Below are 20,808 nucleotides of genomic sequence, written 5' to 3'. Positions count from 1 at the left end.
CAATGCGCGCCATCGTGATTTCGCTCAAAACAGGTGCGTCATGCAGCCCTTTGCTATTGCTCCGTCGATTCTCTCCGCCGACTTTGCCCGCCTGGGCGAGGAAGTGGACAACGTTCTGGCCGCTGGGGCCGACATCGTGCACTTCGATGTCATGGACAACCACTACGTCCCCAACCTGACCATCGGCCCGATGGTCTGCGCGGCGCTGCGCAAGTATGGCGTCACCGCACCGATCGACGCGCACCTGATGGTCAGCCCGGTGGACCGCATCGTCGGTGATTTCATCGAGGCCGGTGCCACCTACATCACCTTCCACCCCGAAGCCACGCTGCACATCGACCGCTCCCTGCAGTTGATCCGCGAGGGCGGTTGCAAGGCCGGCCTGGTGTTCAACCCGGCCACGCCCTTGGACGTGCTCAAGTACGTGATGGACAAGGTCGACATGATCCTGCTGATGAGCGTCAACCCTGGCTTCGGCGGACAGAAATTCATCCCGGGCACTCTCGACAAGCTGCGCGAAGCCCGGGCGCTGATCGATGCCTCGGGCCGTGACATCCGCCTGGAAATCGACGGTGGCGTGAACGTGAACAATATCCGTGAAATCGCCGCGGCTGGCGCCGACACGTTTGTCGCGGGCTCGGCGATCTTCAACGCGCCCGACTACAACGAGGTGATTGCAAAAATGCGCGCCGAACTGGCCCTGGCGCGCCCATGAGCGGCTTCGAGCAGCTGTTTCCCGGCAGCCTGCCACGTTTGGTGATGTTCGACCTCGATGGCACATTGGTCGATTCGGTCCCGGACCTCGCGGCGGCCGTGGACACGATGCTGCTCAAGCTCGGGCGTCCGCCCGCCGGCATTGACTCGGTGCGCCACTGGGTGGGCAACGGTGCGCCCATGCTGGTGCGCCGGGCCCTGGCCAATGACATCGATGCCCAAGGGGTCGACGATGTCGAGGCCGAGCAGGCGCTGGCGTTGTTCAACGAGGCCTACGAAGGTGATCACTCGCTGACGGTGGTCTACCCCGGCGTGCGTTCCACCCTCAAATGGCTGAAAAAACAGGGCGTGGAAATGGCCCTGATCACCAATAAGCCGGAGCGCTTCGTGGCTCCGCTGCTGGACCAGATGAAAATCGGCCGCTATTTCCGCTGGATCATCGGTGGCGATACCTTGCCGCAGAAAAAACCTGACCCGGCGGCGCTGTTCTTCGTGATGAAAATGGCCAATATCCCGGCCTCCCAATCCTTGTTCGTCGGCGACTCGCGCAGCGATGTGCTGGCGGCCAAGGCGGCGGGGGTCAAATGCGTGGCGCTCAGTTACGGCTACAACCACGGCCGACCCATCGCCGAAGAGTTTCCGACGCTGGTGATCGACGATTTGCGCCTGTTAATTCCCGGTTGCCTGGACCCGGCCGCTGAGATAACGTTGCCCGACGCTGTTCAATCCTCTCCTGGAAACGCCATCGTGGTGGTCACTCGCAAACTCTGGATGAAAGTCATGAAGGCCCTGGCCCGCTGGCGTTGGCGCACCTGACGTGATCCTGGCCGGTTATCCGGCGCATTTGCATACCTGACTGTCAGCTCCTCTTGCCACGAGGCACCCCATGATCCGCGAAGAATTCCTGCGTCTAGCCGCTGCCGGCTACAACCGCATCCCCCTTGCCTGCGAAACCCTGGCCGACTTCGATACGCCGTTGTCGATCTATCTCAAGCTGGCTGACCAGCCCAACTCCTACCTGCTCGAATCGGTACAAGGCGGGGAGAAGTGGGGGCGTTATTCCATCATCGGCCTGCCGTGCCGTACGGTGCTGCGGGTCCATGACCATCGCATCAGCGTGACCCACGACGGCATCGAAATCGAAAGCCAGGAGGTTGAAGACCCGCTGGCCTTCGTTGAAGCCTTCAAGGCCCGCTACAACGTGCCGACCATTGCTGGCCTGCCGCGTTTCAATGGCGGCCTGGTGGGGTATTTCGGCTACGACTGCGTGCGCTATGTGGAGAAACGCCTGGGTACTTGTCCGAACCCCGACCCACTGGGCGTACCGGACATCTTGCTGATGGTCTCCGACGCGGTCGTGGTCTTCGATAACCTCGCTGGAAAGATGCACGCCATCGTTCTGGCCGACCCTTCCCAGGAAGATGCCTACGAGCAAGGTCAGAAAAGCCTGCAGACATTGCTGGAAAAACTCCGTCAACCGATCACCCCGCGCCCTGGACTCGATTTCAGCAAGCAGTCGGCGGCCGACCCGGTGTTCCGTTCCAGCTTCACCCAGGACGATTACGAACGAGCCGTCGATACCATCAAGGAATACATCCTCGCCGGCGACTGCATGCAGGTGGTGCCATCGCAACGGATGTCCATCGACTTCAAGGCCGCGCCCATCGACCTCTATCGGGCGCTGCGCTGTTTCAACCCGACGCCCTACATGTATTTCTTCAACTTTGGCGACTTCCACGTCGTCGGCAGTTCACCGGAAGTGCTGGTGCGGGTCGAAGACAACCTGATCACCGTGCGACCGATCGCCGGCACTCGTCCTCGTGGCGCTACGGAAGAGGCTGATCGGGCACTGGAAGAAGACCTGCTGTCGGATGACAAGGAAATCGCCGAGCACCTGATGCTGATCGACCTGGGCCGCAACGACACCGGGCGGGTCTCGGAAATCGGTTCGGTGAAACTCACCGAGAAGATGGTCATCGAGCGTTATTCCAACGTCATGCACATCGTCTCCAACGTCACTGGCCAGTTGAAGGCCGGGCTCACCGCCATGGACGCCTTGCGGGCGATCCTGCCGGCGGGCACCTTGTCTGGCGCGCCGAAAATCCGCGCGATGGAAATCATCGACGAACTGGAGCCGGTCAAGCGTGGGGTGTACGGCGGGGCCGTGGGTTATTTCGCCTGGAACGGCAACATGGACACAGCCATTGCCATTCGCACTGCCGTGATCAAGAACGGCGAACTGCACGTGCAGGCCGGCGGCGGTATCGTCGCTGACTCGGTGCCGGCATTGGAATGGGAAGAAACCTTGAACAAGCGCCGGGCCATGTTCCGCGCCGTAGCGTTGGCCGAGCAGACTTCGAGCGATTGAAACCCCTTCAACAACTCGATCAATGTGTGGGAGCGAGCTTGCTCGCGATGAGGCCGTCATATTCAACCAACCAGTTGACTGACAGTCCGCAATCGCGAGCAAGCTCGCTCCCACAGGTTCTCTCGATCAGAAATCCAGGCTGACGCCCAGGCTCACCCCTTGCTGGGTCATGTCATCATCCTTGCGCAGCGTATAACCGCCCCGCAGCGCCAAGTCGCGGGTCAACTTGTGGCTGACCCCCAGGCTCAGGCGATTGAGGTGGCTCTGTGGCGTATAACCTTCCAGCGTGAAGTCATTGGCCGGCAGGCTGTTGAGGGCGATGTTGACCTTCTGCGTGTCGTCTTCGTACTCGCGTTCGTGGGCATATTCGCCAAACACCTGGGTCTGGCGGGTGATGTTGTATTTGCCCTGCAAGCCAATGCCCAGGCGTTTCGAGTCGCGGGTCTGGTCATCGAAAGTCAGGGCCGTGGAGCGGCTGCTCTTTTCCGAATAACCATCGACCTCCACCTTCGCGTAGTCAGCGCTGACAAATGGCGAGAGATGCCACTCGCTGCCCGGCTGTGCGATGTCGTAGCCCACCCGCGTGCTGAATGCCCACAGATGGCCGTCCGTGTCGCCTTTCTCCTGCGCCTCGTTGACGCCCAGGTCGAACTTGCGTTCCAGGTTGTCGTAGTCGAGCTTGCCGCCGGTCAACGCCGCGTCGGCCCACCAGCGATTCTGCTGGAACTGGGCGAAAGCGGTCGCCAGGTAGCTGTTGAGCTTGTAGCTCGAGTCGTTATGGCCAGCGTCCATGTCCTGGCGATAGAGGCCAGCCGCTACGCCCACGCGCCAGGCGTCGTTGAGGCGATAGCTGCCGCCGACGTTCAGGCTGTAGCCGCTGCCATCGGCACTGGCACCGCTGCCCTGGCTGTCCATGTCCAGATGCTGGCCGCCACCGGCGACGATGGCTCGCCACTGGCCGACCGCCTGCCAGTCCTCCCAGTCCGATTGCCACTGGCTGCGCAGCTCATCCTGGTGGGCGCGCAGGGTCGAGTGGGCCATTTCCGGTAGCAACGTCAGCTCCCAGGGTGCCGCGAGCAGGGAATAGGCGTAGTCGGCGATCAGCTTTTGCCCGGTTTCGGTTGGGTGAACCGAATCGTTGTAGATCAGCTTGGTGGGGTCAGGCGTGGCACTGTTGATGCCATAGGTGGCGTTTTCCGTGCAGCCATTGCCGCTGAAGCAGGTTGCGGTGAGGTTTTCTCCTGTGGCGAGGCCGAATCTTGCCGGGTCGGCGAAGCTTTCCTTCAGCAACAGCGGAATGTTCAATGGAATGATTTCAGCGTCGATGCCTTGCAAGCGCGTGACCAGTTGCTGGTTGAAGTCGTTGCCCAGTTGCGAGAAGACGTCTTGCAGCGGGCCGCCATTGAGCGCCGGGGTCAGGCCCAGGTCGGGCAGCAGCCAGACCATCACATAGCGGGCCCCGGCGATTTGCAACACTTGGACGCTGTCGGCCAGGCGATCGGCGGCGGCCTGCGCCTGAGCGGTGTTCAGGACCCGGCCTTGGAGAAAGTCGTTGCCACCACCGGAAAGGTAATACAGCGCATTCGGATCGGCACGCAGGCCATTGGATTGCAGGTAGCCGGGACGGCTGCGCTCGCCGGTGTCGGACACGCCGGTAATGGATTCGAGGATCTGGTCGGTACGATAGCCGCCCACCGCCCAATTATTGCCATCTGCCAGCCCCTCGCTGGCGCGGACCGCCGACGTGGAAGCGGCGGTCTCGTCGGCGGAATAACCCAGGCGCCCACCGAGCAACTGGGTGGAGTTGGCGGAGTACGCCTCGCCGCTGCCGTCGGTGTAGATCGGACCGGTTCTGTTGGTATAGCGCTCGGTCGAGCCGGGCGGGCCATTCGGGTCGGCGAATTGACCCGCGTCGTTGAGGCTGTCGCCGAACACGATGAACTTGGAATAAGGGTTGGGGGCGGCACTCGCCTGGGCGCAGGCCATCGCCAGCACGCAACTGGCAATTGGTACGAACAGCGTCTTTTTGATCATGAGAAAGTCCGTTTTTATCTTATTTTTGTTAGAAAACGAAACGACAGTACCAAAAACTTCCGGCGTTTTGCCATCCATCTTGAGCGTCGCGATTGTTTCAAAGCCCTTCGGGAACGGTCATATTGCGTGCTCCGCCCAGCTAAGCTACTGTGCCGGGACGTATAAACGAGACTTTTCCTGTGTCGATTGTCAGCAAACTTCTGGATCAAATGATCAAGGCACACGCCCGCTGGCGTTGGCGCGCCTGAACATTCTCCGCCGGCCGCGCCGGACCTGTACCGATTTGCCTTCTTTACCCGCTTGTAGAGCCGCTTCGCCGGGGCACCAATCGCCTCGCCAAGCGCAGCAGCGTGCGGGTCACTCTCTGAAGGCTGTATTTAAAGTCAGTGAATTCAATAGGTTATTTACGCCATGTTGCTGATGATCGATAACTACGACTCTTTTACCTACAACGTTGTGCAATACCTCGGTGAGCTGGGCTCCGAGGTCAAGGTCGTGCGTAACGACGAACTGACCATCGCCGAAATCGAAGCCCTCAAGCCTGAGCGCATCGTGGTTTCGCCCGGCCCATGCACGCCGACCGAAGCGGGCATTTCCATCGACGCCATCAAGTATTTCGCCGGCAAACTGCCGATCCTGGGGGTTTGCCTGGGGCATCAGTCGATCGGCCAGGCATTCGGTGGCGATGTCGTGCGTGCCCGACAAGTCATGCACGGTAAGACTAGCCCGGTATTTCACGAGGACAAGGGCGTGTTCGCGGGACTGAATCGTCCGCTTACCGTAACCCGCTACCACTCCCTGGTCGTCAAGCGCGAAACACTGCCCGACTGCCTGGAGCTGACGGCCTGGACCCAGCTTGAAGACGGCTCGGTCGATGAAATCATGGGGCTGCGTCACAAGACGTTGAATATCGAGGGTGTGCAATTCCATCCCGAGTCTATTCTCACCGAGCAGGGCCACGAGCTGTTCGCCAACTTCCTCAAACAAACCGGCGGCACGCGCTAAGGACTTTTCATGGATATCAAGACAGCCCTGAGCCGTATCGTCGGCCATCTCGACCTGAGCACCGACGAGATGCGCGATGTGATGCGCGAAATCATGACCGGCCAATGCACGGATGCGCAGATCGGCGCGTTCATGATGGCCATGCGCATGAAGAGCGAGAGCATCGATGAAATCGTCGGAGCGGTGTCGGTGATGCGCGAACTGGCGGACAAGGTCGAACTCAAGACCCTGGACGGCGTGGTCGATGTGGTCGGCACCGGTGGTGACGGCGCCAATATTTTCAATGTTTCCACCGCGTCGTCGTTTGTCGTTGCCGCGGCCGGTTGCACCGTCGCCAAGCATGGCAACCGCGCAGTCTCAGGCAAGAGCGGCAGTGCCGATCTGCTGGAGGCGGCGGGTATTTATCTGAACCTGACACCTGTCCAGGTGGCACGCTGCATCGATAACGTCGGTATCGGTTTCATGTTTGCCCAGACCCACCATCGCGCCATGAAACACGCTGCCGCGCCGCGCCGTGACCTGGGGTTGCGTACGCTGTTCAACATGCTCGGCCCGCTTACGAATCCGGCCGGCGTGAAGCATCAAGTGGTTGGGGTATTCAGCCAGGCGTTGTGCCGGCCGTTGGCAGAAGTCCTGCAACGCCTGGGCAGCAAGCACGTGCTGGTGGTTCATTCGAAGGATGGCCTGGATGAGTTCAGCCTGGCTGCACCGACATTCGTGGCCGAACTGAAAAATGATCAGATCAGCGAGTATTGGGTCGAACCTGAAGACCTCGGCATGAAGAGCCAGAGCCTGCACGGCTTGGCGGTTGATGGCCCGGCCCAGTCGCTCGAGTTGATTCGCGATGCCCTGGGGCGCCGCAAGACCGAGAACGGCCAGAAAGCCGCGGAGATGATCGTGCTCAACGCCGGCGCTGCGTTGTACGCCGCCGACCACGCCAGCAGCCTCAAGCAAGGTGTGGAACTGGCCCATGATGCACTGCACACTGGGCTGGCGAGGGAGAAACTCGAAGAGTTGGGTGCATTTACCGCCGTATTCAAAGTGGAGAACGAAGGATGAGCGTGCCAACGGTTCTGGAAAAAATTCTGGCTCGCAAGGCCCAGGAAGTGGCCGAGCGCAGCGCTCGGGTCAGTCTGGCCGAGCTGGAAAGCCTGGCGCGTTCAGCGGATGCGCCGCGCGGCTTTGCCAAGGCGCTGATCGATCAGGCCAAGAAAAAACAGCCGGCGGTGATTGCCGAGATCAAGAAGGCCTCCCCTAGCAAGGGCGTGATTCGTGAGCACTTCGTCCCGGCCGACATCGCGCGAAGCTACGAGAAAGGCGGTGCGACCTGCCTCTCGGTGCTGACCGACGTCGACTTTTTCCAAGGGGCCGACGACTACCTGAAACAGGCGCGTGCGGCGTGCAAGTTGCCGGTGATCCGCAAGGATTTCATGATCGATCCATACCAGATCGTCGAGGCGCGGGCGCTGGGGGCCGATTGCGTGCTGTTGATCGTCTCCGCCCTGGACGACGTGAAAATGGCCGAATTGGCGGCAGTGGCCCAGAGCGTCGGGCTGGATGTCCTGGTGGAAGTCCACGACGGTGACGAGCTGGAGCGGGCCCTGAAAACCCTCGATACCAAACTCGTCGGCGTGAATAACCGCAACCTGCACACCTTCGAAGTGAGCCTGGAAACCACCCTGGACCTGTTGCCGCGCATTCCGCGCGATCGCTTGGTCATCACCGAAAGCGGCATCCTCAACCGGGCCGATGTCGAGCTGATGGAAGTCAGTGATGTGTATTCGTTCCTGGTAGGCGAAGCGTTCATGCGCGCCGAGAACCCGGGTACGGAATTGCAGCGACTGTTCTTTCCTGAGCGTGGCCTGCCGGTGAGCGGCTCGACGCTGGACTGATCCATGTCGCCTGTGATTTCTCTCTCCGTCGAAGCTGGCCTGCAAGCCGAACAGGATCTGTTGGCCAGCATCTGCGCGGGCGACGCCGAGTTCGGCCTGCTGTTCTGGCAGCCCAATGACCGTGCGCTGGTCATGCCGCGCCGTTTGAGTCGCCTGCCGGGGTTTGAATACGCCTGTGACGTCTCGGCCGCTCATGGCTGGCCTGTCTTGTTGCGTGAAACAGGTGGCGAACCAGTGCCGCAGTCGGCCGCTACGGTCAATATCGCCCTGGTCTACGCCCCACCGCGCAGCGAGGGCGACCATGGCCGCATCGAAACAGGGTATCGCCGGTTGTGCGACCCCATCTGCCAATTGTTGGATGAGTTGGGCGGGGTGGCTTCGCTGGGAGAAGTGGAAGGGGCTTTTTGCGACGGGCGTTTCAACGTGAACCTCGACGGCCGGAAAATGGTCGGCACCGCTCAACGCTGGCGCCAGAGCAAGGGCGGTCAACGTCCGGTGGGCCTGGTTCATGGCGCGCTGTTGCTGGAGAACGAGCGCGAACCCATGGTCGCGGCGGTCAATCGCTTCAATGAGGCCTGTGGCCTGGCGCAGCGCGTGCGTGGCGAGAGCCACATTGCCTTGCGTGAAAAATTCCCGGCGCCTTACGCGTTGGAGCGGCTCGAGACGCTGTATCGGGAAATGCTGATCAGGCTGCTGGGCGCTTAACGCGTTCCGAACACCACCATGGTCTTGCCTTTGACGCTGACCAGGTTGCGCTCTTCCAGGTCCTTGAGTACGCGACCGACCATTTCACGCGAGCAGCCGACAATCCGACCAATTTCCTGGCGGGTCACCTTGATCTGCATGCCGTCCGGGTGGGTCATGGCATCGGGTTGCTTGCACAGTTCCAACAGGCAGCGTGCGACACGTCCGGTGACGTCGAAAAACGCGAGATCGCCGACCTTGCGCGTGGTATTGCGCAGGCGCTGTGCGATTTGTCCGCTGAGGACGTAAAGAATGTCCGGGTCTTGCAGGGACAGTTCTCGGAATTTGGCGTAGCTGATTTCCGCAACTTCACATTCAATCTTGGTCCGCACCCAGGCACTTCGTTCCTGTTCCCTGCCTGCCTGTTCGAACAATCCCAACTCGCCAAAAAAATCTCCGGAGTTGAGGTAGGCGATGATCATTTCCCGACCGTCATCATCTTCTATCAGGATAGTGACCGAGCCCTTGATGATGAAAAACAGCGTGTCGGAACGGTCTCCCGCACAAATGATGTTGTGTTTGGCTGGGTAGCGGCGGCGCTGACAATGCATCAAGAGTTTGTCGAGATTCTTGATCTTGAACGTGGGAGTAATGGCAACCATGGTTGTATCCCGAAAAACTGCGCGGTGTGGTGGTTTGGTTTTTTTATGGAGGCGAATGGCTATCGCTGAAAGATGGCCATGCGCCAGCGAGTTGGCGCCAGCTTAACAGAGGCATCCTTAATAGATTTGAGAATTTACCTACAGCCAGCGGTTAACGTCTCTTCAGACGAAGGGCGGTCATGGCGGAGTGCTGTGCTAAGCTGGCGACCCTTTTTTAACAGTGGAGTCTTGGCGATGAAGGCACGCATCCAATGGGCTGGCGAAGCCATGTTCCTCGGTGAGTCAGGCAGCGGTCATGTGGTCGTCATGGACGGCCCGCCAGATGCCGGTGGACGGAACCTGGGTGTTCGACCGATGGAAATGCTCCTGCTGGGCGTTGGCGGTTGCAGCAATTTCGATGTGGTCAGCATTCTCAAGAAGTCCCGCCAGGCCGTCGAGAGCTGTGAAGCCTTCCTGGAAGCGGAGCGTGCCACCGAAGATCCAAAGGTCTTTACCAAGATCCACATGCACTTCGTGGTGAAGGGGAGAGCCTTGAAGGAAGCCCAGGTCAAGCGTGCCATCGAGCTGTCCGCCGAGAAGTACTGCTCGGCTTCGATCATGCTCGGCGCTGCCGGGGTCGAAATCACCCACGATTATGAAATCATCGAGTTGGGTTGAGTCGATATCAATGGCGAAGCCTGCAACTCGCCGAGTTGAAGTCCTGGTTTAAAGAAAAAGGCGACTTCCACTGGAAGTCGCCTTTTTTATGGGCGTGGGAATGAGGATGGGGGTATCCAGTCCCCAATCGCCGTCAAATCCGATAAGTGCTTTTGGTCATGACCTTGGCCAGCAGGCTCATGCCAAACTTCACCGGGGCCGGAAAACGGAAGCCTCCGGCGTCAAGGGCACTTTCGGCATGGTGTTCTTCATCCACGCGCATCTGCTTGAGGATCGCCCGGGACTTTTCATCCTCTGCCGGCAATTGCTCCAGATGTTCATTCAAGTGCTTGCACACTTGATGCTCGGTCGCGGCTACGAAGCCGAGGCTGACTTTGTCGCTGATCAGCCCGGCGACGGCGCCGATCCCGAATGACATGCCGTAGAACAGCGGGTTCAGGACACTGGTGTGACTGCCCAATTGGCGAAGCCGTTGTTCGCACCAGACCAGATGATCGATTTCTTCCTCGGCGGCGTGCTCCATTGCCTCACGCACCTGCGGCAGCTTGGCTGTCAGCGCCTGGCCCTGATACAGCGCCTGGGCGCAGACCTCGCCGGTGTGGTTGATACGCATCAATCCGGCGACGTGGCGGGTCTGCTCGTCACTCAGTTGCGCGTCCGGCTGCACGATAGCCGGTGATGGGCGGTACGGCTGGCCACTGAAGGGCAGCAGCGTGCGCATCGCGGTATCGGCTTGCAGCAACAGACGGTCAATCGGCGAGTAGTGACGTTGGGTAGTCATGCTTACCTCCGGGAAAAAACACAGCGGCCAGTTTAACCCAATCGGCCGCCGAAGATTTGCGCTGGGTCAGGGGTATCAGCCCGGCGGCCAGTTCATCTGGCGTTGACCCAGCACATGCATATGAATGTGATAGACCGTCTGCCCACCCAATTCATTGCAATTCATCACCACGCGAAAACCTTCTTCACAGCCCAATTCCAGCGCCAGGCGCTGGGCAGTGAACAGAATGTGCCCGGCCAGGCCTTTGTCTTCTTCGGTGAGGTCGTTGAGCGTGCGGATCGGTTTTTTCGGAATGACCAGAAAATGCACGGGCGCCTGCGGGGCGATGTCGTGGAAGGCCAATACCTGGTCATCCTCGTAGATGATCTTCGCCGGGATTTCCCGGTTGATGATTTTGCTGAACAGAGTGTCCACCGTTGTTTTTCTCCGTTGGGTTCGTCGAATTCGGGTGTCGTGAAGGCTCGGGTTGAGGTGCCTGGTTGCTAAAACTCGAAGGGATCAGCGCGGGCAATAAGCCTTGTTGATCATGCCAGCGATGGTCCTGACCAGCCATCGCGATCCCAACCGCGGCAGTGCGGCCAGCCAGCGGTTGCGGCGTCCGGGAATGATGATGGCGCGGTTCTTGTCCAGCGCGCGCACGGCGTACAGGGCCACTTCTTCCGGGCTCATCAGCAACTTGCTGTCGATGAGTTTCTGTTCGTCCATCTGCGCCCTGGAGAAAAAGCCGGTCCGGGTCGGGCCAGGGCAAAGCACCGAGACTTTGATCGCGCATTTCTTCAGTTCAACCCGCAGGGCTTCTGAGAAGTGCAGCACATAGGCCTTGCTGGCGTAGTAGGTACTCATCCAGGGACCGGGTTGGAACGCGGCGATCGAGGCGACGTTGAGGATCTGGCCACCGCCAAGCAACGCCATGCTATTGCCGATGGCGTGACAAAGCCGTGTCAGGGCGAGGATGTTGACTTCGATCAGGTCCTGCTCGGTCATCCAGTCCTGGCCCAGGAACGGTCCGCTGGTGCCGATGCCAGCACAATTGACCAGCAGGTCGATCTGCCGCTCGCCTTCCTCCAGTTCCAGCAGAAAGCCAGAAAGCCTCAGCGGTTCGCCCAGGTCACAAGCCCGGAACAATACCTCCACGCCAAACCGCTGAGTCAGTTCGATTGCAATACTTTCCAGCCGATCACGTTGTCGAGCCACCAGTATCAGGTTGCGGCCGCGCCGGGCCAGCGCTTCAGCCATGGCCAGGCCAATGCCGCTGGAAGCGCCAGTGATCAGTGCGTAACGGGTCATGCAGTTCTCCATCGCAACAGCCCGCCGCCAAATGACTGAGCTGTCACCGGCATGAAGCGCGCTTATTGTTCCTCTTCTTCATAGTCTACAGAAGGCGGAGCGGGCTCGGCTGCCTCGACGGCGGGCTCTTCAGTGGTTTCGCTGGGCTCGCTGCTTTCATAGCTGCTCAGAGTGCTGCTGTCGTAGTCCTCCTGAAGGGCTCCGAAGATACCGGCAAACGTGGCCATGAAAATCAAGACGATCATCACCAGCCAGAGCGAGGCCAGCAATTTGACCGCCGTGGTATTGCGCGGCGGTGGCGGGCCATATTGGTTTGCGCCGGTATTGCCTGGGGCGATGATGAGGATGAACGGGAAGATGCCGCCCACGAATGGAACGAGGTTGATCAGCCACAACCACCCCGACCAGCCGAGATCATGCAGGCGCTGGACGTTGAACTGGATGCTCACGAAGGCAAAGGCAAGCACGACGACTGTAGCGAGCAGGCCGCCGACGATGAGTCCCGCGATCGAGTCGGAAGCCAGCAGCCATGCCGAGGCCAGCCAGAAACCAATGCCGACCAGAGGCAATATGGCCAGGGTCAATACCATGGTCCAGGCCAAGTAGCGCAGACGCCCGATACGCCCTTCGAAGCTGAAGGGCTTGAGGGTGCTGTACTCGGCCAGCGTTTCACCGACTTCGGCGCGGGGAGGTGCGTAAGGCGATACGGGCTCGACGATCGACTCGGGGTGGCGTCCACTCGGTTGCCGTGGCGCCTCTTGTACCTCGCCAAGGTTCAATTGAACGGTGGGTTCGGCTTCGATCCTGGCATCGATTCCGGTTTTGCTGAGCGCTTCCAGATACTGCTGCGCCTCGCTCTGGGACAAATTGCTTTTAAGGGCCACCCTGCGGCCGGTGAACAGCCGTTCAATGGCGCTGACATCGCTTTTGAACAGCTCGGCGAGGTTGAGTTTGGCGGTGGTGGTATCGACGCCCGGCATCAGGCCGCCGTCGAATACGATATTGAAACGGGTTTCGCTCATGCCCGGCATCCTTGTCTCTGAAAGTTAAGTCGTTGTTTTGTTCGGGCTGGTTAGCGGGGCCATTGCCCGCCAAGCTGCGCCGCCCGGGCGTGTGCCTGACGGTATTCTTCATCCAGGCGCGCCACCAACTGATCGACGCTGGGCAAATCATCGATTTCACCCACGCCCTGGCCTGCGGACCATACGGTTTTCCAGGCCTTGGCTTCATCGTTCAGTGGTTTGAGTTTCGAGCCAAAATCCACCGCGCCCTTGTTTTGCAGGGCGGCGAGATCGAAGCCGGCGTTCTCCAGGCTCTGGCGCATGAAACTGGCCGGCACCCCGGATACAGCAGGAGTATGCACGATGTCTGCGGCTCGGGATGTGAGCAACATCTCTTTATAAGCGTCAGGTGCCTGGCTTTCGCTCGTACCAATAAAGCGTGTGCCGAAGTAGGCCAGGTCCGCGCCGAGCAGTTGTGCGGCCAGGATCTGATGGCCGTGGTTCAAGCATCCCGCCAGCAGCACGGTCTTATCGAAAAACTGCCGGATCTCGGCAATCAGTGAAAACGGGCTCCAGGTCCCGGCATGTCCGCCTGCGCCGGCGGCCACGGCGATCAAGCCATCGACTCCGGCTTCGGCGGCTTTCTCGGCATGGCGTCGGGTCGTCACGTCATGGAACACCAGGCCGCCATAACCATGAACCGCGTCCACCAACTCTTTCACCGCACCCAGGCTGGTGATGACAATCGGTACCTTGTGTTCGATGCAAATGGCCAGGTCGGCTTGAAGCCGCGGATTGCTGTGATGGACGATCAGGTTTACCGCGTAGGGCGCTGGGTTTTCCAGGGTAGCCAAGCCTGCTTCGATTTCTTCCAGCCACGCCTTGAAGCCGCTGCTTTCACGCTGGTTCAACGCCGGAAAGCTGCCGACGATACCGTTGCGGCAGCAGGCCAGCACCAGTTGTGGATTGGAAATCAGGAACATGGGCGCCGCCACGACGGGCAGGCGCAAGCGTTGTTCAAGCAGAGCGGGCAACGACATTGGAAGTACCCCGGATAATGGATGCTGATTGGAGATTAGAACGGTCGGACGACGACCAGAATTACGATAGCCAGCAATATCAGAACCGGCACTTCATTGAACCAGCGATAAAAGACATGGCTGCGGGTGTTTTCGCCACGGGCGAAGCGCTTCACCTGGGCGCCGCACATATGGTGGTAACCGATCAGCAGCACGACCAGGGTCAACTTGGCGTGCATCCAGCCCCCCTGGGTGAAGTAGGCGCCGGCATTGAGGCTGAGCAACCAGATGCCGAATACCAGGGTGGCGATCATCGCCGGCCCCATGATGCCGCGGTACAGCTTGCGCTCCATGACACTGAAACGTTCTTTGCTGACGCTGTCGTCGCTTTGGGCGTGATAGACAAACAGGCGAGGCAGGTAGAACAGGCCGGCGAACCAGCAGACCATGCTGACGATGTGAAGTGCTTTGAGCCACAGATAGAGCATTTTTAGTTATTCCTGGATTCACGGTAGCCCGATAGTAGAGGTTAGAGCGGCCACACGTCACCTTGACGGTTGTCGCCACGCCCTGCGGCCCCTATCATCGACGGCTTTCCAGTGGGTTCGTTGAGGGCAGGTTTATGGTCAAGGTCGGTATCGTCGGCGGCACGGGTTACACCGGTGTCGAACTGCTGCGTCTGCTGGCACAGCATCCGCAGGCTGAGGTGGTGGTCATCACCTCGCGATCCGAGGCCGGCCTGGCCGTCGCCGACATGTATCCGAACCTGCGAGGCCACTACGATGGCCTGGCGTTCAGCGTTCCGGACGTCAAGACCCTCGGCGCCTGTGATGTGGTGTTCTTCGCCACGCCCCATGGTGTCGCTCACGCCCTGGCCGGTGAACTGCTGGCCGCCGGAACGAAGGTGATCGACCTGTCGGCGGACTTCCGTCTGCAGGACGCCGATGAGTGGGCCAAATGGTACGGCCAGCCCCACGGTGCACCGGAGTTGCTCGAGGAGGCTGTCTATGGCCTGCCGGAAGTCAATCGCGAGAAAATCAGGCAGGCTCGACTGATCGCCGTACCGGGTTGCTATCCAACCGCTACGCAGTTGGGCTTCTTGCCGTTGCTTGAGGCTGGTCTTGCCGATGCTTCGCGCCTGATTGCCGACTGCAAATCCGGTGTCAGCGGTGCCGGGCGTGGTGCCAGTGTCGGCTCGCTGTATTCCGAGACGTCGGAAAGCATGAAGGCCTACGCGGTCAAGGGGCATCGCCACCTGCCGGAAATTCGCCAGGGGTTGCGCCGGGCAGCGGGCAAGGACGTCGGCCTGACCTTCGTGCCGCACCTGACGCCGATGATTCGTGGCATCCATTCCACCCTGTATGCGACCGTCGTCGATCGTTCGGTGGACTTGCAGGCATTGTTTGAAAAGCGTTACGCCAACGAACCGTTCGTCGATGTAATGCCGGCCGGCAGCCATCCGGAAACCCGTAGCGTGCGCGGCGCGAACGTTTGCCGGATCGCCGTGCATCGTCCGCAGGATGGTGACCTGGTGGTGGTGTTGTCGGTCATCGATAACCTGGTCAAGGGCGCGTCCGGCCAGGCGGTTCAGAATCTGAACATCCTGTTCGGGCTGGATGAGCGTCTGGGGCTGTCCCATGCGGGAATGCTGCCTTAACAGTAGCGACAAGCTTTACGTTGGCAGCTACGAGCCTGAAGCTTGTAGCTCGCCGCAGCGCTTCTAAATAGTTGACCAATTTTCTAGGAGAAGCGGATAATGCCCGCCATCACGCATTATGGCGGCGTAAGCGCCGGGAGATATTCAGCATGAGCGTCGAAACCTTCACCCCCACGGCTTTGCAATTCACCCACGGTGCTGCGCACAAGGTGAAGAGCCTGGTCGATGAAGAGGGCAATGATCGTTTGAAGCTGCGCGTATTTGTAACGGGCGGCGGTTGTTCCGGTTTCCAATATGGGTTCACTTTCGATGAAGAAGTGGCCGAAGATGACACCATCGTCGAGCGCGAAGGGGTCAGCCTGGTGGTCGATCCGATGAGCTTCCAGTACCTGGCTGGTGCCGAGGTGGATTATCAGGAAGGTCTGGAAGGGTCGCGTTTCGTGATCAAGAACCCGAATGCGACCACGACTTGTGGGTGCGGTTCTTCGTTCTCGATCTGAGTGCTTCAATAAAAAAGCCGCAGTGCCTTAGGGCCCTGCGGTTTTTTTTGTCCGTCATTATTGGGTTCAGGCTGGGTAGATGGCGCCGAGTACCCGCAGCCCGCGTGCACCGGTGACACTTGGGCGGTTGCCTGGAATGCCTTCAAGGCAACAATGGGCAAGCCAGGCGAAAGCCATGGCTTCAACCCAATCCGGGTCTACGCCGTACACCGCCGTACTGCTGACTTTGGCATCCGGCAGCAAGTCAGCCAAGCGCTGCATGAGCGTCTGGTTGTGCGCGCCGCCGCCACAGACCAGCAACTCTTGAGTATTGGGCTGGGCATGTTGAAGGGATTCGACGATAGTCAGGGCGGTCAGTTCGAGCAACGTTGCCTGTACGTCTTCCGGGGCGAAGGCTGGCAACTGCGACAAATGCTGTATCAACCAAGGCAGGTTGAATACTTCGCGCCCGGTACTTTTCGGCCCCTTGGTGATGAAGAAGGGGTCGCTGAGCAGCGTCTTGAGTAGAACTGGTTCGACCTTCCCGCTGGCAGCCCATTGGCCGTCGCGATCGAAATGCTCGCCTCGTTGTTGGTGTATCCAGGCATCGAGCAGTACGTTGCCTGGACCGCAGTCGAAACCGGCCACGGGTTGTGCGGGCGCTATCAGGCTGAGATTGCTGAAGCCGCCGACATTCAGCACGGCACGATTACCGACCCGTTCTTCGAACAGGGCTTCGTGAAACGCCGGGACCAGTGGAGCGCCTTGTCCACCCGCGGCGACATCCCGGCTGCGGAAATCGCCGACGACGGTGATCCCGGTCAATTCGCTCAACAGTGCCGGATTGCCGATTTGCACGGTAAATCCACGGGCCGGTTCATGTCGAATGGTCTGGCCGTGGCTGCCAACTGCCGTGATGTCTTCAGGCTGAAGTTTCTGTTCGTTGAGCAGGGTATGGATACCCTGTGCGGCCAACCTCACCCAACTTTGCTGGGCAATGGCGGAGCGGGCGATCTCATCGTGCCCGCTGCTGCACAATCCGAGCAGTTCGGCGCGCAGGCTGGCGGGCATGGGGATGTAGTGGGTTGCGATCAATTTGATCGCCGGGGCCAGTTCTATCAGTGCGATATCCAAGCCATCCAGGCTGGTCCCGGACATCACACCGATATAGAGCGCCATGGCTTAGCGCTTGCTCGAGGCCAGCATGGTGGCTTTCTCTTGATCCATGCGAGCCATCAAGGGTTGGCTTTGTGCCAGGAAGCGCGCGCGCTCGCCCTTGGCAATCGGATCGGCCATTGGCAACTTCTGGCCAAGCGGATCGACGTGAACGCCATTGACCTGGAATTCATAGTGCAAGTGCGGGCCGGTGGACAGGCCGGTGGTGCCGATGTATCCGATAACCTGGCCTTGCTTGACAGTGCCGCCAGTCTTCACGCCTTTGGCGAAGCCCTGCATGTGCCCGTATAGCGTGCGGTAGGTATTGCCGTGCTGGATGATCACGGTATTGCCATAACCGCCACGTCGTCCTGCCAACAACACCTTTCCGTCGCCGGCGGCTTTGATGGGCGTGCCGCGGGGGGCGGCGTAGTCGACACCTTTATGAGCGCGAATCTTGTTCAGGATCGGATGCTTGCGACCGGCGGAGAACTTCGAGCTGATGCGAGCAAAATCAACCGGTGTACGGATGAATGCCTTGCGCATGCTGTTGCCGTCGGCGGTGTAGTAGCTGCTGTTGCCTTGCTTGTTGGTGTAACGCACCGCGGTGTACGTCTTGCCACGGTTGGTGAAGCGTGCAGAAAGAATCGGGCCATTGCCGACGCTCTTGCCATTGACCACTTTCTGCTCATAGATAACGTCAAATTCGTCACCTTGGCGAATGTCCTGGGCGAAGTCGATGTCGTAGCCGAATACGCTGGCCATATCCATGGTCAGGCTATGGGAAAGGCCTGCGCGGGCAGCCGACTGAGACAACGAGCTGTTGATAACGCCATGGACGTAGGCTGAGCGCGTGGTAGGTTTGGTGGTGACGCGGTTGAATGCATAGCCCTTGTCATTTTTGGTCAGGGTGATGCTTTCCAGGTCGCTCAGCTTGGTGTGCAGATTGGTCAGCTGTCCGTCCGGGCTGAGTTCGAATTCGAGTTTCTGGCCACGTTGCAGTTGAGCGAATTGCTTGGCTTGCTTGTCGCTGGCCAGGATTTCGTGGACCGACGTCGAGGGTAGGCCTACTTTTTCGAAGAGGCTGGAGAGTGTGTCGCCCTTGGCAACAATCACTTCGCGATGGTCCGGGCCCTTCTTTTCTTGCGCAACCGGGGATTCGGCCTGGGCGGCGCTCTTTGCAGTGTCTTCCGGGCTGTTTTCAATCTGCGCAAAAGGAGAGGCGGCCGGTTCGTTTGTGGCTTGAACGGCTTCGGCGGCGTCTTGTTCTTGTGTCAGTTGTTCAGCAGGGCTTTCCAGTTCAAGACTCAGAGTCGTCTTTTTGGCTTCAACATCGCTGGAAGGAAACACCAGGAGCGCCAGGCTGAGGAGGGCTGCGATGCCACTGGCGGCAAGCAGGTGGGTCTTTGGGTAAAGCGGCGGCGCTTTAGACGGTTCTGTGGTCATAAGTAATTTTGACTTTTGAAAAAATGAATTGGAAAAGATGAATGACATGATGAAGATGAAATAACTGTATAAAATATAACCAAAACCCCCGCGAAGCAAGCCCGCGAACGCTCTGTTCTGTGGATTGGCGCCCTTGCGCTTGGCAAACCTTGTATTTGGTGCGCGATCTTGTATGGTTGGGGCCCTTTGAATCTGAGCCTTACGGGTCTGTTATGAAGTCGGTTGAAGAGCAGCTAGCGCTGATCAAACGTGGTGCGGAAGAACTGTTGGTCGAGTCCGAGCTGGTCGAAAAGCTCAAGCGCGGGCAGCCGCTGCGTATCAAGGCCGGTTTCGATCCGACGGCACCCGATCTTCACCTGGGTCATACCGTGCTTATTAATAAGCTGCGTCAGTTCCAGGAGCTGGGACATCAGGTCATCTTCCTTATAGGGGATTTCACCGGCATGATCGGTGATCCGAGTGGGAAGAGTGCTACGCGTCCACCACTGACCCGTGAGCAGGTTCTCGATAACGCCGAGACCTACAAGACGCAGGTGTTCAAGATTCTTGATCCGGCCAAGACCGAGGTTGCTTTCAACTCTACCTGGATGGATCAGATGGGGCCGGCGGATTTCATTCGCCTGACGTCCCAGTACACCGTGGCTCGCATGCTCGAGCGCGATGACTTCGACAAGCGCTATAAATCCAACCAGCCGATCGCCATTCATGAGTTCCTCTATCCACTTGTTCAGGGTTATGACTCGGTCGCGTTGCGCGCGGACGTTGAGCTCGGCGGTACTGACCAGAAGTTCAACCTGTTGATGGGGCGTGAGTTGCAGCGTGGCTATGGTCAGGAGGCGCAGTGCATTCTGACCATGCCATTGCTGGAAGGTCTGGATGGCGTGAAGAAGATGTCCAAGTCGCTGGGCAACTACGTAGGTATTCAGGAAGCGCCAGGCGTCATGTACAGCAAACTGGTCTCCATTCCTGATGTGCTGATGTGGCGTTACTTTGAGCTGCTGAGTTTCCGGTCCATGGATGAGATCAATGCGTTCCGTGCCGATGTCGAGGCGGGGGCCAATCCGCGAGACATCAAGATCAAGCTGGCTGAAGAGATTGTTGCTCGATTCCATGGTGAGGAGGCTGCGGCCAATGCTCATCGTGCGGCGGGTAATCGTATGAAGGATGGTGAGCTGCCGGATGATCTGCCGGAGATCGAGCTGGCGGCTGCCGAGGCTATGCCGATTGCGGCAGTCCTTAATAAAGCAGGCCTGGTCAAGAATGCTGCGGTGGCGCGAGATCTCCTGGGGTCGGGTGGTGTGCGTGTAGATGGTGAGGTTGTGGATCGCACCTATATATATGAGGTGGGTTCTACTCATGTATGTCAGGCCGGCAAGAAGGCTTTCGCGCGTATTACGCTTAAATCTGAATAAAGCTGAAATTAAGTGTTGACGGCAGATTCTGGACGTCTATAATTCGCCCCACTTCCGGCGCAGCCGAAACGGAAAACTCCTTGAGATTCAATGAGTTAAGTAGGTTTCGAAGGTGCAGGGCTTCAGTTCATCGAAGTCTGGAAGGAGCGGATAGAGCGGTGTGGTTTGGCTCTATCGGCGGTTCGATCTTCTCGGTCGAAAGCGGTGAAAAAGAGGTGTTGACAGCAGCGAGTAACGCTGTAGAATTCGCCTCCCGCTAACGAGAGATCGGAAGCGCAAGTGGTTGAAGTTGTTGAGGTTTACGAAGCGAAACTTTGAAAACTTCTTAAAATAACCGCTTGACAGATGCACGGGGCGCTGTAGAATGCGCGCCTCGGTTGAGACGAAAGAATCAACCAACCGCTCTTTAACAACTGAATCAAGCAATTCGTGTGGGTGCTTGTGGAGTCAGACTGCTAGTCAACAGATTATCAGCATCACAAGTTACTCCGCGAGAAATCAAAGATGTAACCAACGATTGCTGAGCCAAGTTTAGGGTTTTCTCAAAACCCAAAG

General features: G+C 59.0%; 21 protein-coding genes. 11 read left to right on the top strand and 10 right to left on the bottom strand.

From position 1 onward, the window contains the following. Positions 1-40 precede the first annotated feature (40 nt). The 3 genes from rpe to trpE all read left to right on the top strand — a co-directional run bounded on the left by rpe (position 41) and on the right by trpE (position 3,082). A complete protein-coding gene (gene rpe / locus ACMTA2_RS29760) occupies positions 41-715 on the top strand; it encodes a ribulose-phosphate 3-epimerase (protein WP_060740371.1) in 675 nt (224 codons plus the stop codon). Beyond that, positions 712-1,530 (top strand): phosphoglycolate phosphatase, encoded by an 819-nt coding sequence (locus ACMTA2_RS29755; RefSeq protein ID WP_413792915.1) that lies wholly within the window; start codon positions 712-714, stop codon positions 1,528-1,530. Before rpe ends, ACMTA2_RS29755 begins: the two co-directional genes overlap by 4 nt. A gap of 70 nt (positions 1,531-1,600) precedes the next feature. Next, positions 1,601-3,082, top strand: a complete 1,482-nt coding sequence (gene trpE / locus ACMTA2_RS29750; protein WP_413792914.1) for an anthranilate synthase component I — start codon at positions 1,601-1,603, stop codon at positions 3,080-3,082. 126 nt (positions 3,083-3,208) lie between these two features. Here the strand turns inward: trpE and estP are convergent, their stop codons facing one another. Continuing rightward, positions 3,209-5,116 (bottom strand): esterase EstP, encoded by a 1,908-nt coding sequence (gene estP, locus ACMTA2_RS29745; RefSeq protein ID WP_413792913.1) that lies wholly within the window; start codon positions 5,114-5,116, stop codon positions 3,209-3,211. Between the two features lie 411 nt (positions 5,117-5,527). Between estP and ACMTA2_RS29740 the strand changes: the two genes are divergently transcribed. The 4 genes from ACMTA2_RS29740 to ACMTA2_RS29725 are packed head-to-tail and all read left to right on the top strand — an operon-like array spanning position 5,528 to position 8,718. Then, entirely contained in the window at positions 5,528-6,121 is a 594-nt protein-coding gene (locus ACMTA2_RS29740) for an aminodeoxychorismate/anthranilate synthase component II (protein ID WP_413792912.1), read from the top strand. A gap of 9 nt (positions 6,122-6,130) precedes the next feature. Continuing rightward, positions 6,131-7,180, top strand: a complete 1,050-nt coding sequence (gene trpD, locus ACMTA2_RS29735) for an anthranilate phosphoribosyltransferase (RefSeq protein WP_413792911.1) — start codon at positions 6,131-6,133, stop codon at positions 7,178-7,180. Next, on the top strand, positions 7,177-8,013 hold the full coding sequence (gene trpC / locus ACMTA2_RS29730) for an indole-3-glycerol phosphate synthase TrpC (RefSeq protein WP_413792910.1): 837 nt from the start codon (positions 7,177-7,179) through the stop codon (positions 8,011-8,013). The genes trpD and trpC overlap by 4 nt, the downstream gene beginning before the upstream one ends. Positions 8,014-8,016: 3 nt before the next feature. After that, on the top strand, positions 8,017-8,718 hold the full coding sequence (locus ACMTA2_RS29725; RefSeq protein ID WP_413792909.1) for a lipoate--protein ligase family protein: 702 nt from the start codon (positions 8,017-8,019) through the stop codon (positions 8,716-8,718). Here the strand turns inward: ACMTA2_RS29725 and crp are convergent. Further along, positions 8,715-9,359, bottom strand: coding sequence for a cAMP-activated global transcriptional regulator CRP (gene crp, locus ACMTA2_RS29720; RefSeq protein WP_413792908.1), 645 nt, complete (start codon positions 9,357-9,359; stop codon positions 8,715-8,717). The genes ACMTA2_RS29725 and crp overlap by 4 nt on opposite strands. A 234-nt stretch (positions 9,360-9,593) precedes the next feature. Here crp and ACMTA2_RS29715 point away from each other — a divergent pair, with 234 nt between their 5' ends. Further along, positions 9,594-10,016, top strand: a complete 423-nt coding sequence (locus ACMTA2_RS29715; protein ID WP_042730268.1) for an OsmC family protein — start codon at positions 9,594-9,596, stop codon at positions 10,014-10,016. Between the two features lie 133 nt (positions 10,017-10,149). On the opposite strand, the gene coq7 is transcribed toward ACMTA2_RS29715, so the two are convergent. From coq7 to hemJ, 6 genes are all read right to left on the bottom strand, one after another. Next, positions 10,150-10,797, bottom strand: a complete 648-nt coding sequence (gene coq7, locus ACMTA2_RS29710) for a 2-polyprenyl-3-methyl-6-methoxy-1,4-benzoquinone monooxygenase (RefSeq protein ID WP_413792907.1) — start codon at positions 10,795-10,797, stop codon at positions 10,150-10,152. 75 nt (positions 10,798-10,872) lie between these two features. Further along, the gene (locus tag ACMTA2_RS29705; protein WP_072389633.1) at positions 10,873-11,211 is read right to left on the bottom strand and encodes a histidine triad nucleotide-binding protein; all 339 of its coding nucleotides are present in this window, start codon (positions 11,209-11,211) and stop codon (positions 10,873-10,875) included. A gap of 84 nt (positions 11,212-11,295) precedes the next feature. Beyond that, the gene (locus ACMTA2_RS29700) at positions 11,296-12,084 is read right to left on the bottom strand and encodes an SDR family NAD(P)-dependent oxidoreductase (RefSeq protein ID WP_413792906.1); all 789 of its coding nucleotides are present in this window, start codon (positions 12,082-12,084) and stop codon (positions 11,296-11,298) included. A gap of 62 nt (positions 12,085-12,146) precedes the next feature. Next, complete coding sequence (locus tag ACMTA2_RS29695; RefSeq protein ID WP_413792905.1) at positions 12,147-13,106, bottom strand: DUF805 domain-containing protein; 960 nt, start codon at positions 13,104-13,106, stop codon at positions 12,147-12,149. A gap of 50 nt (positions 13,107-13,156) precedes the next feature. Beyond that, a complete protein-coding gene (locus tag ACMTA2_RS29690; RefSeq protein WP_413792904.1) occupies positions 13,157-14,125 on the bottom strand; it encodes an NAD(P)H-dependent flavin oxidoreductase in 969 nt (322 codons plus the stop codon). 35 nt (positions 14,126-14,160) lie between these two features. Next, on the bottom strand, positions 14,161-14,592 hold the full coding sequence (hemJ, locus tag ACMTA2_RS29685; protein ID WP_413792903.1) for a protoporphyrinogen oxidase HemJ: 432 nt from the start codon (positions 14,590-14,592) through the stop codon (positions 14,161-14,163). Positions 14,593-14,726: 134 nt separating this feature from the next. Between hemJ and argC the strand changes: the two genes are divergently transcribed. Beyond that, entirely contained in the window at positions 14,727-15,761 is a 1,035-nt protein-coding gene (gene argC, locus ACMTA2_RS29680) for an N-acetyl-gamma-glutamyl-phosphate reductase (RefSeq protein ID WP_413792902.1), read from the top strand. A gap of 149 nt (positions 15,762-15,910) precedes the next feature. After that, positions 15,911-16,261, top strand: a complete 351-nt coding sequence (erpA, locus tag ACMTA2_RS29675) for an iron-sulfur cluster insertion protein ErpA (RefSeq protein WP_003177727.1) — start codon at positions 15,911-15,913, stop codon at positions 16,259-16,261. Positions 16,262-16,327: 66 nt separating this feature from the next. Here erpA and ACMTA2_RS29670 read toward each other — a convergent pair whose 3' ends face one another. Together ACMTA2_RS29670 and ACMTA2_RS29665 are read right to left on the bottom strand one after the other, a co-directional pair. Next, positions 16,328-17,419 (bottom strand): anhydro-N-acetylmuramic acid kinase, encoded by a 1,092-nt coding sequence (locus ACMTA2_RS29670; RefSeq protein WP_413792901.1) that lies wholly within the window; start codon positions 17,417-17,419, stop codon positions 16,328-16,330. Between the two features lie 3 nt (positions 17,420-17,422). Next, positions 17,423-18,841, bottom strand: a complete 1,419-nt coding sequence (locus ACMTA2_RS29665) for a peptidoglycan DD-metalloendopeptidase family protein (protein ID WP_413795743.1) — start codon at positions 18,839-18,841, stop codon at positions 17,423-17,425. A 212-nt stretch (positions 18,842-19,053) separates the two neighbouring features. On the opposite strand from ACMTA2_RS29665, the gene tyrS reads away from it, so the two are divergent. Continuing rightward, entirely contained in the window at positions 19,054-20,253 is a 1,200-nt protein-coding gene (gene tyrS, locus ACMTA2_RS29660) for a tyrosine--tRNA ligase (protein WP_413792900.1), read from the top strand. The last annotated feature ends 555 nt before the right edge of the window (positions 20,254-20,808 follow it).

Origin of the sequence: Pseudomonas medicaginis, from assembly GCF_965119365.1 — a bacterium.
GTDB lineage: Bacteria > Pseudomonadota > Gammaproteobacteria > Pseudomonadales > Pseudomonadaceae > Aquipseudomonas.
The sequence above is the reverse complement of the archived record's forward strand: the minus strand, read 5'-3'. Positions and strand labels throughout refer to the sequence as shown.

Bases quoted from the DNA above. Each gene is read 5' to 3' on its own strand.
- rpe (WP_060740371.1), top strand. From the start codon at position 41: ATGCAGCCCTTTGCTATTGCTCCGTCGATTCTCTCCGCCGACTTTGCC.
- ACMTA2_RS29755 (WP_413792915.1), top strand. From the start codon at position 712: ATGAGCGGCTTCGAGCAGCTGTTTCCCGGCAGCCTGCCACGTTTGGTG.
- trpE (WP_413792914.1), top strand. From the start codon at position 1,601: ATGATCCGCGAAGAATTCCTGCGTCTAGCCGCTGCCGGCTACAACCGC.
- estP (WP_413792913.1), bottom strand. From the start codon at position 5,116: ATGATCAAAAAGACGCTGTTCGTACCAATTGCCAGTTGCGTGCTGGCG.
- ACMTA2_RS29740 (WP_413792912.1), top strand. From the start codon at position 5,528: ATGTTGCTGATGATCGATAACTACGACTCTTTTACCTACAACGTTGTG.
- trpD (WP_413792911.1), top strand. From the start codon at position 6,131: ATGGATATCAAGACAGCCCTGAGCCGTATCGTCGGCCATCTCGACCTG.
- trpC (WP_413792910.1), top strand. From the start codon at position 7,177: ATGAGCGTGCCAACGGTTCTGGAAAAAATTCTGGCTCGCAAGGCCCAG.
- ACMTA2_RS29725 (WP_413792909.1), top strand. From the start codon at position 8,017: ATGTCGCCTGTGATTTCTCTCTCCGTCGAAGCTGGCCTGCAAGCCGAA.
- crp (WP_413792908.1), bottom strand. From the start codon at position 9,359: ATGGTTGCCATTACTCCCACGTTCAAGATCAAGAATCTCGACAAACTC.
- ACMTA2_RS29715 (WP_042730268.1), top strand. From the start codon at position 9,594: ATGAAGGCACGCATCCAATGGGCTGGCGAAGCCATGTTCCTCGGTGAG.
- coq7 (WP_413792907.1), bottom strand. From the start codon at position 10,797: ATGACTACCCAACGTCACTACTCGCCGATTGACCGTCTGTTGCTGCAA.
- ACMTA2_RS29700 (WP_413792906.1), bottom strand. From the start codon at position 12,084: ATGACCCGTTACGCACTGATCACTGGCGCTTCCAGCGGCATTGGCCTG.
- ACMTA2_RS29695 (WP_413792905.1), bottom strand. From the start codon at position 13,106: ATGAGCGAAACCCGTTTCAATATCGTATTCGACGGCGGCCTGATGCCG.
- ACMTA2_RS29690 (WP_413792904.1), bottom strand. From the start codon at position 14,125: ATGTCGTTGCCCGCTCTGCTTGAACAACGCTTGCGCCTGCCCGTCGTG.
- hemJ (WP_413792903.1), bottom strand. From the start codon at position 14,592: ATGCTCTATCTGTGGCTCAAAGCACTTCACATCGTCAGCATGGTCTGC.
- argC (WP_413792902.1), top strand. From the start codon at position 14,727: ATGGTCAAGGTCGGTATCGTCGGCGGCACGGGTTACACCGGTGTCGAA.
- erpA (WP_003177727.1), top strand. From the start codon at position 15,911: ATGAGCGTCGAAACCTTCACCCCCACGGCTTTGCAATTCACCCACGGT.
- ACMTA2_RS29670 (WP_413792901.1), bottom strand. From the start codon at position 17,419: ATGGCGCTCTATATCGGTGTGATGTCCGGGACCAGCCTGGATGGCTTG.
- ACMTA2_RS29665 (WP_413795743.1), bottom strand. From the start codon at position 18,841: ATGACCACAGAACCGTCTAAAGCGCCGCCGCTTTACCCAAAGACCCAC.
- tyrS (WP_413792900.1), top strand. From the start codon at position 19,054: ATGAAGTCGGTTGAAGAGCAGCTAGCGCTGATCAAACGTGGTGCGGAA.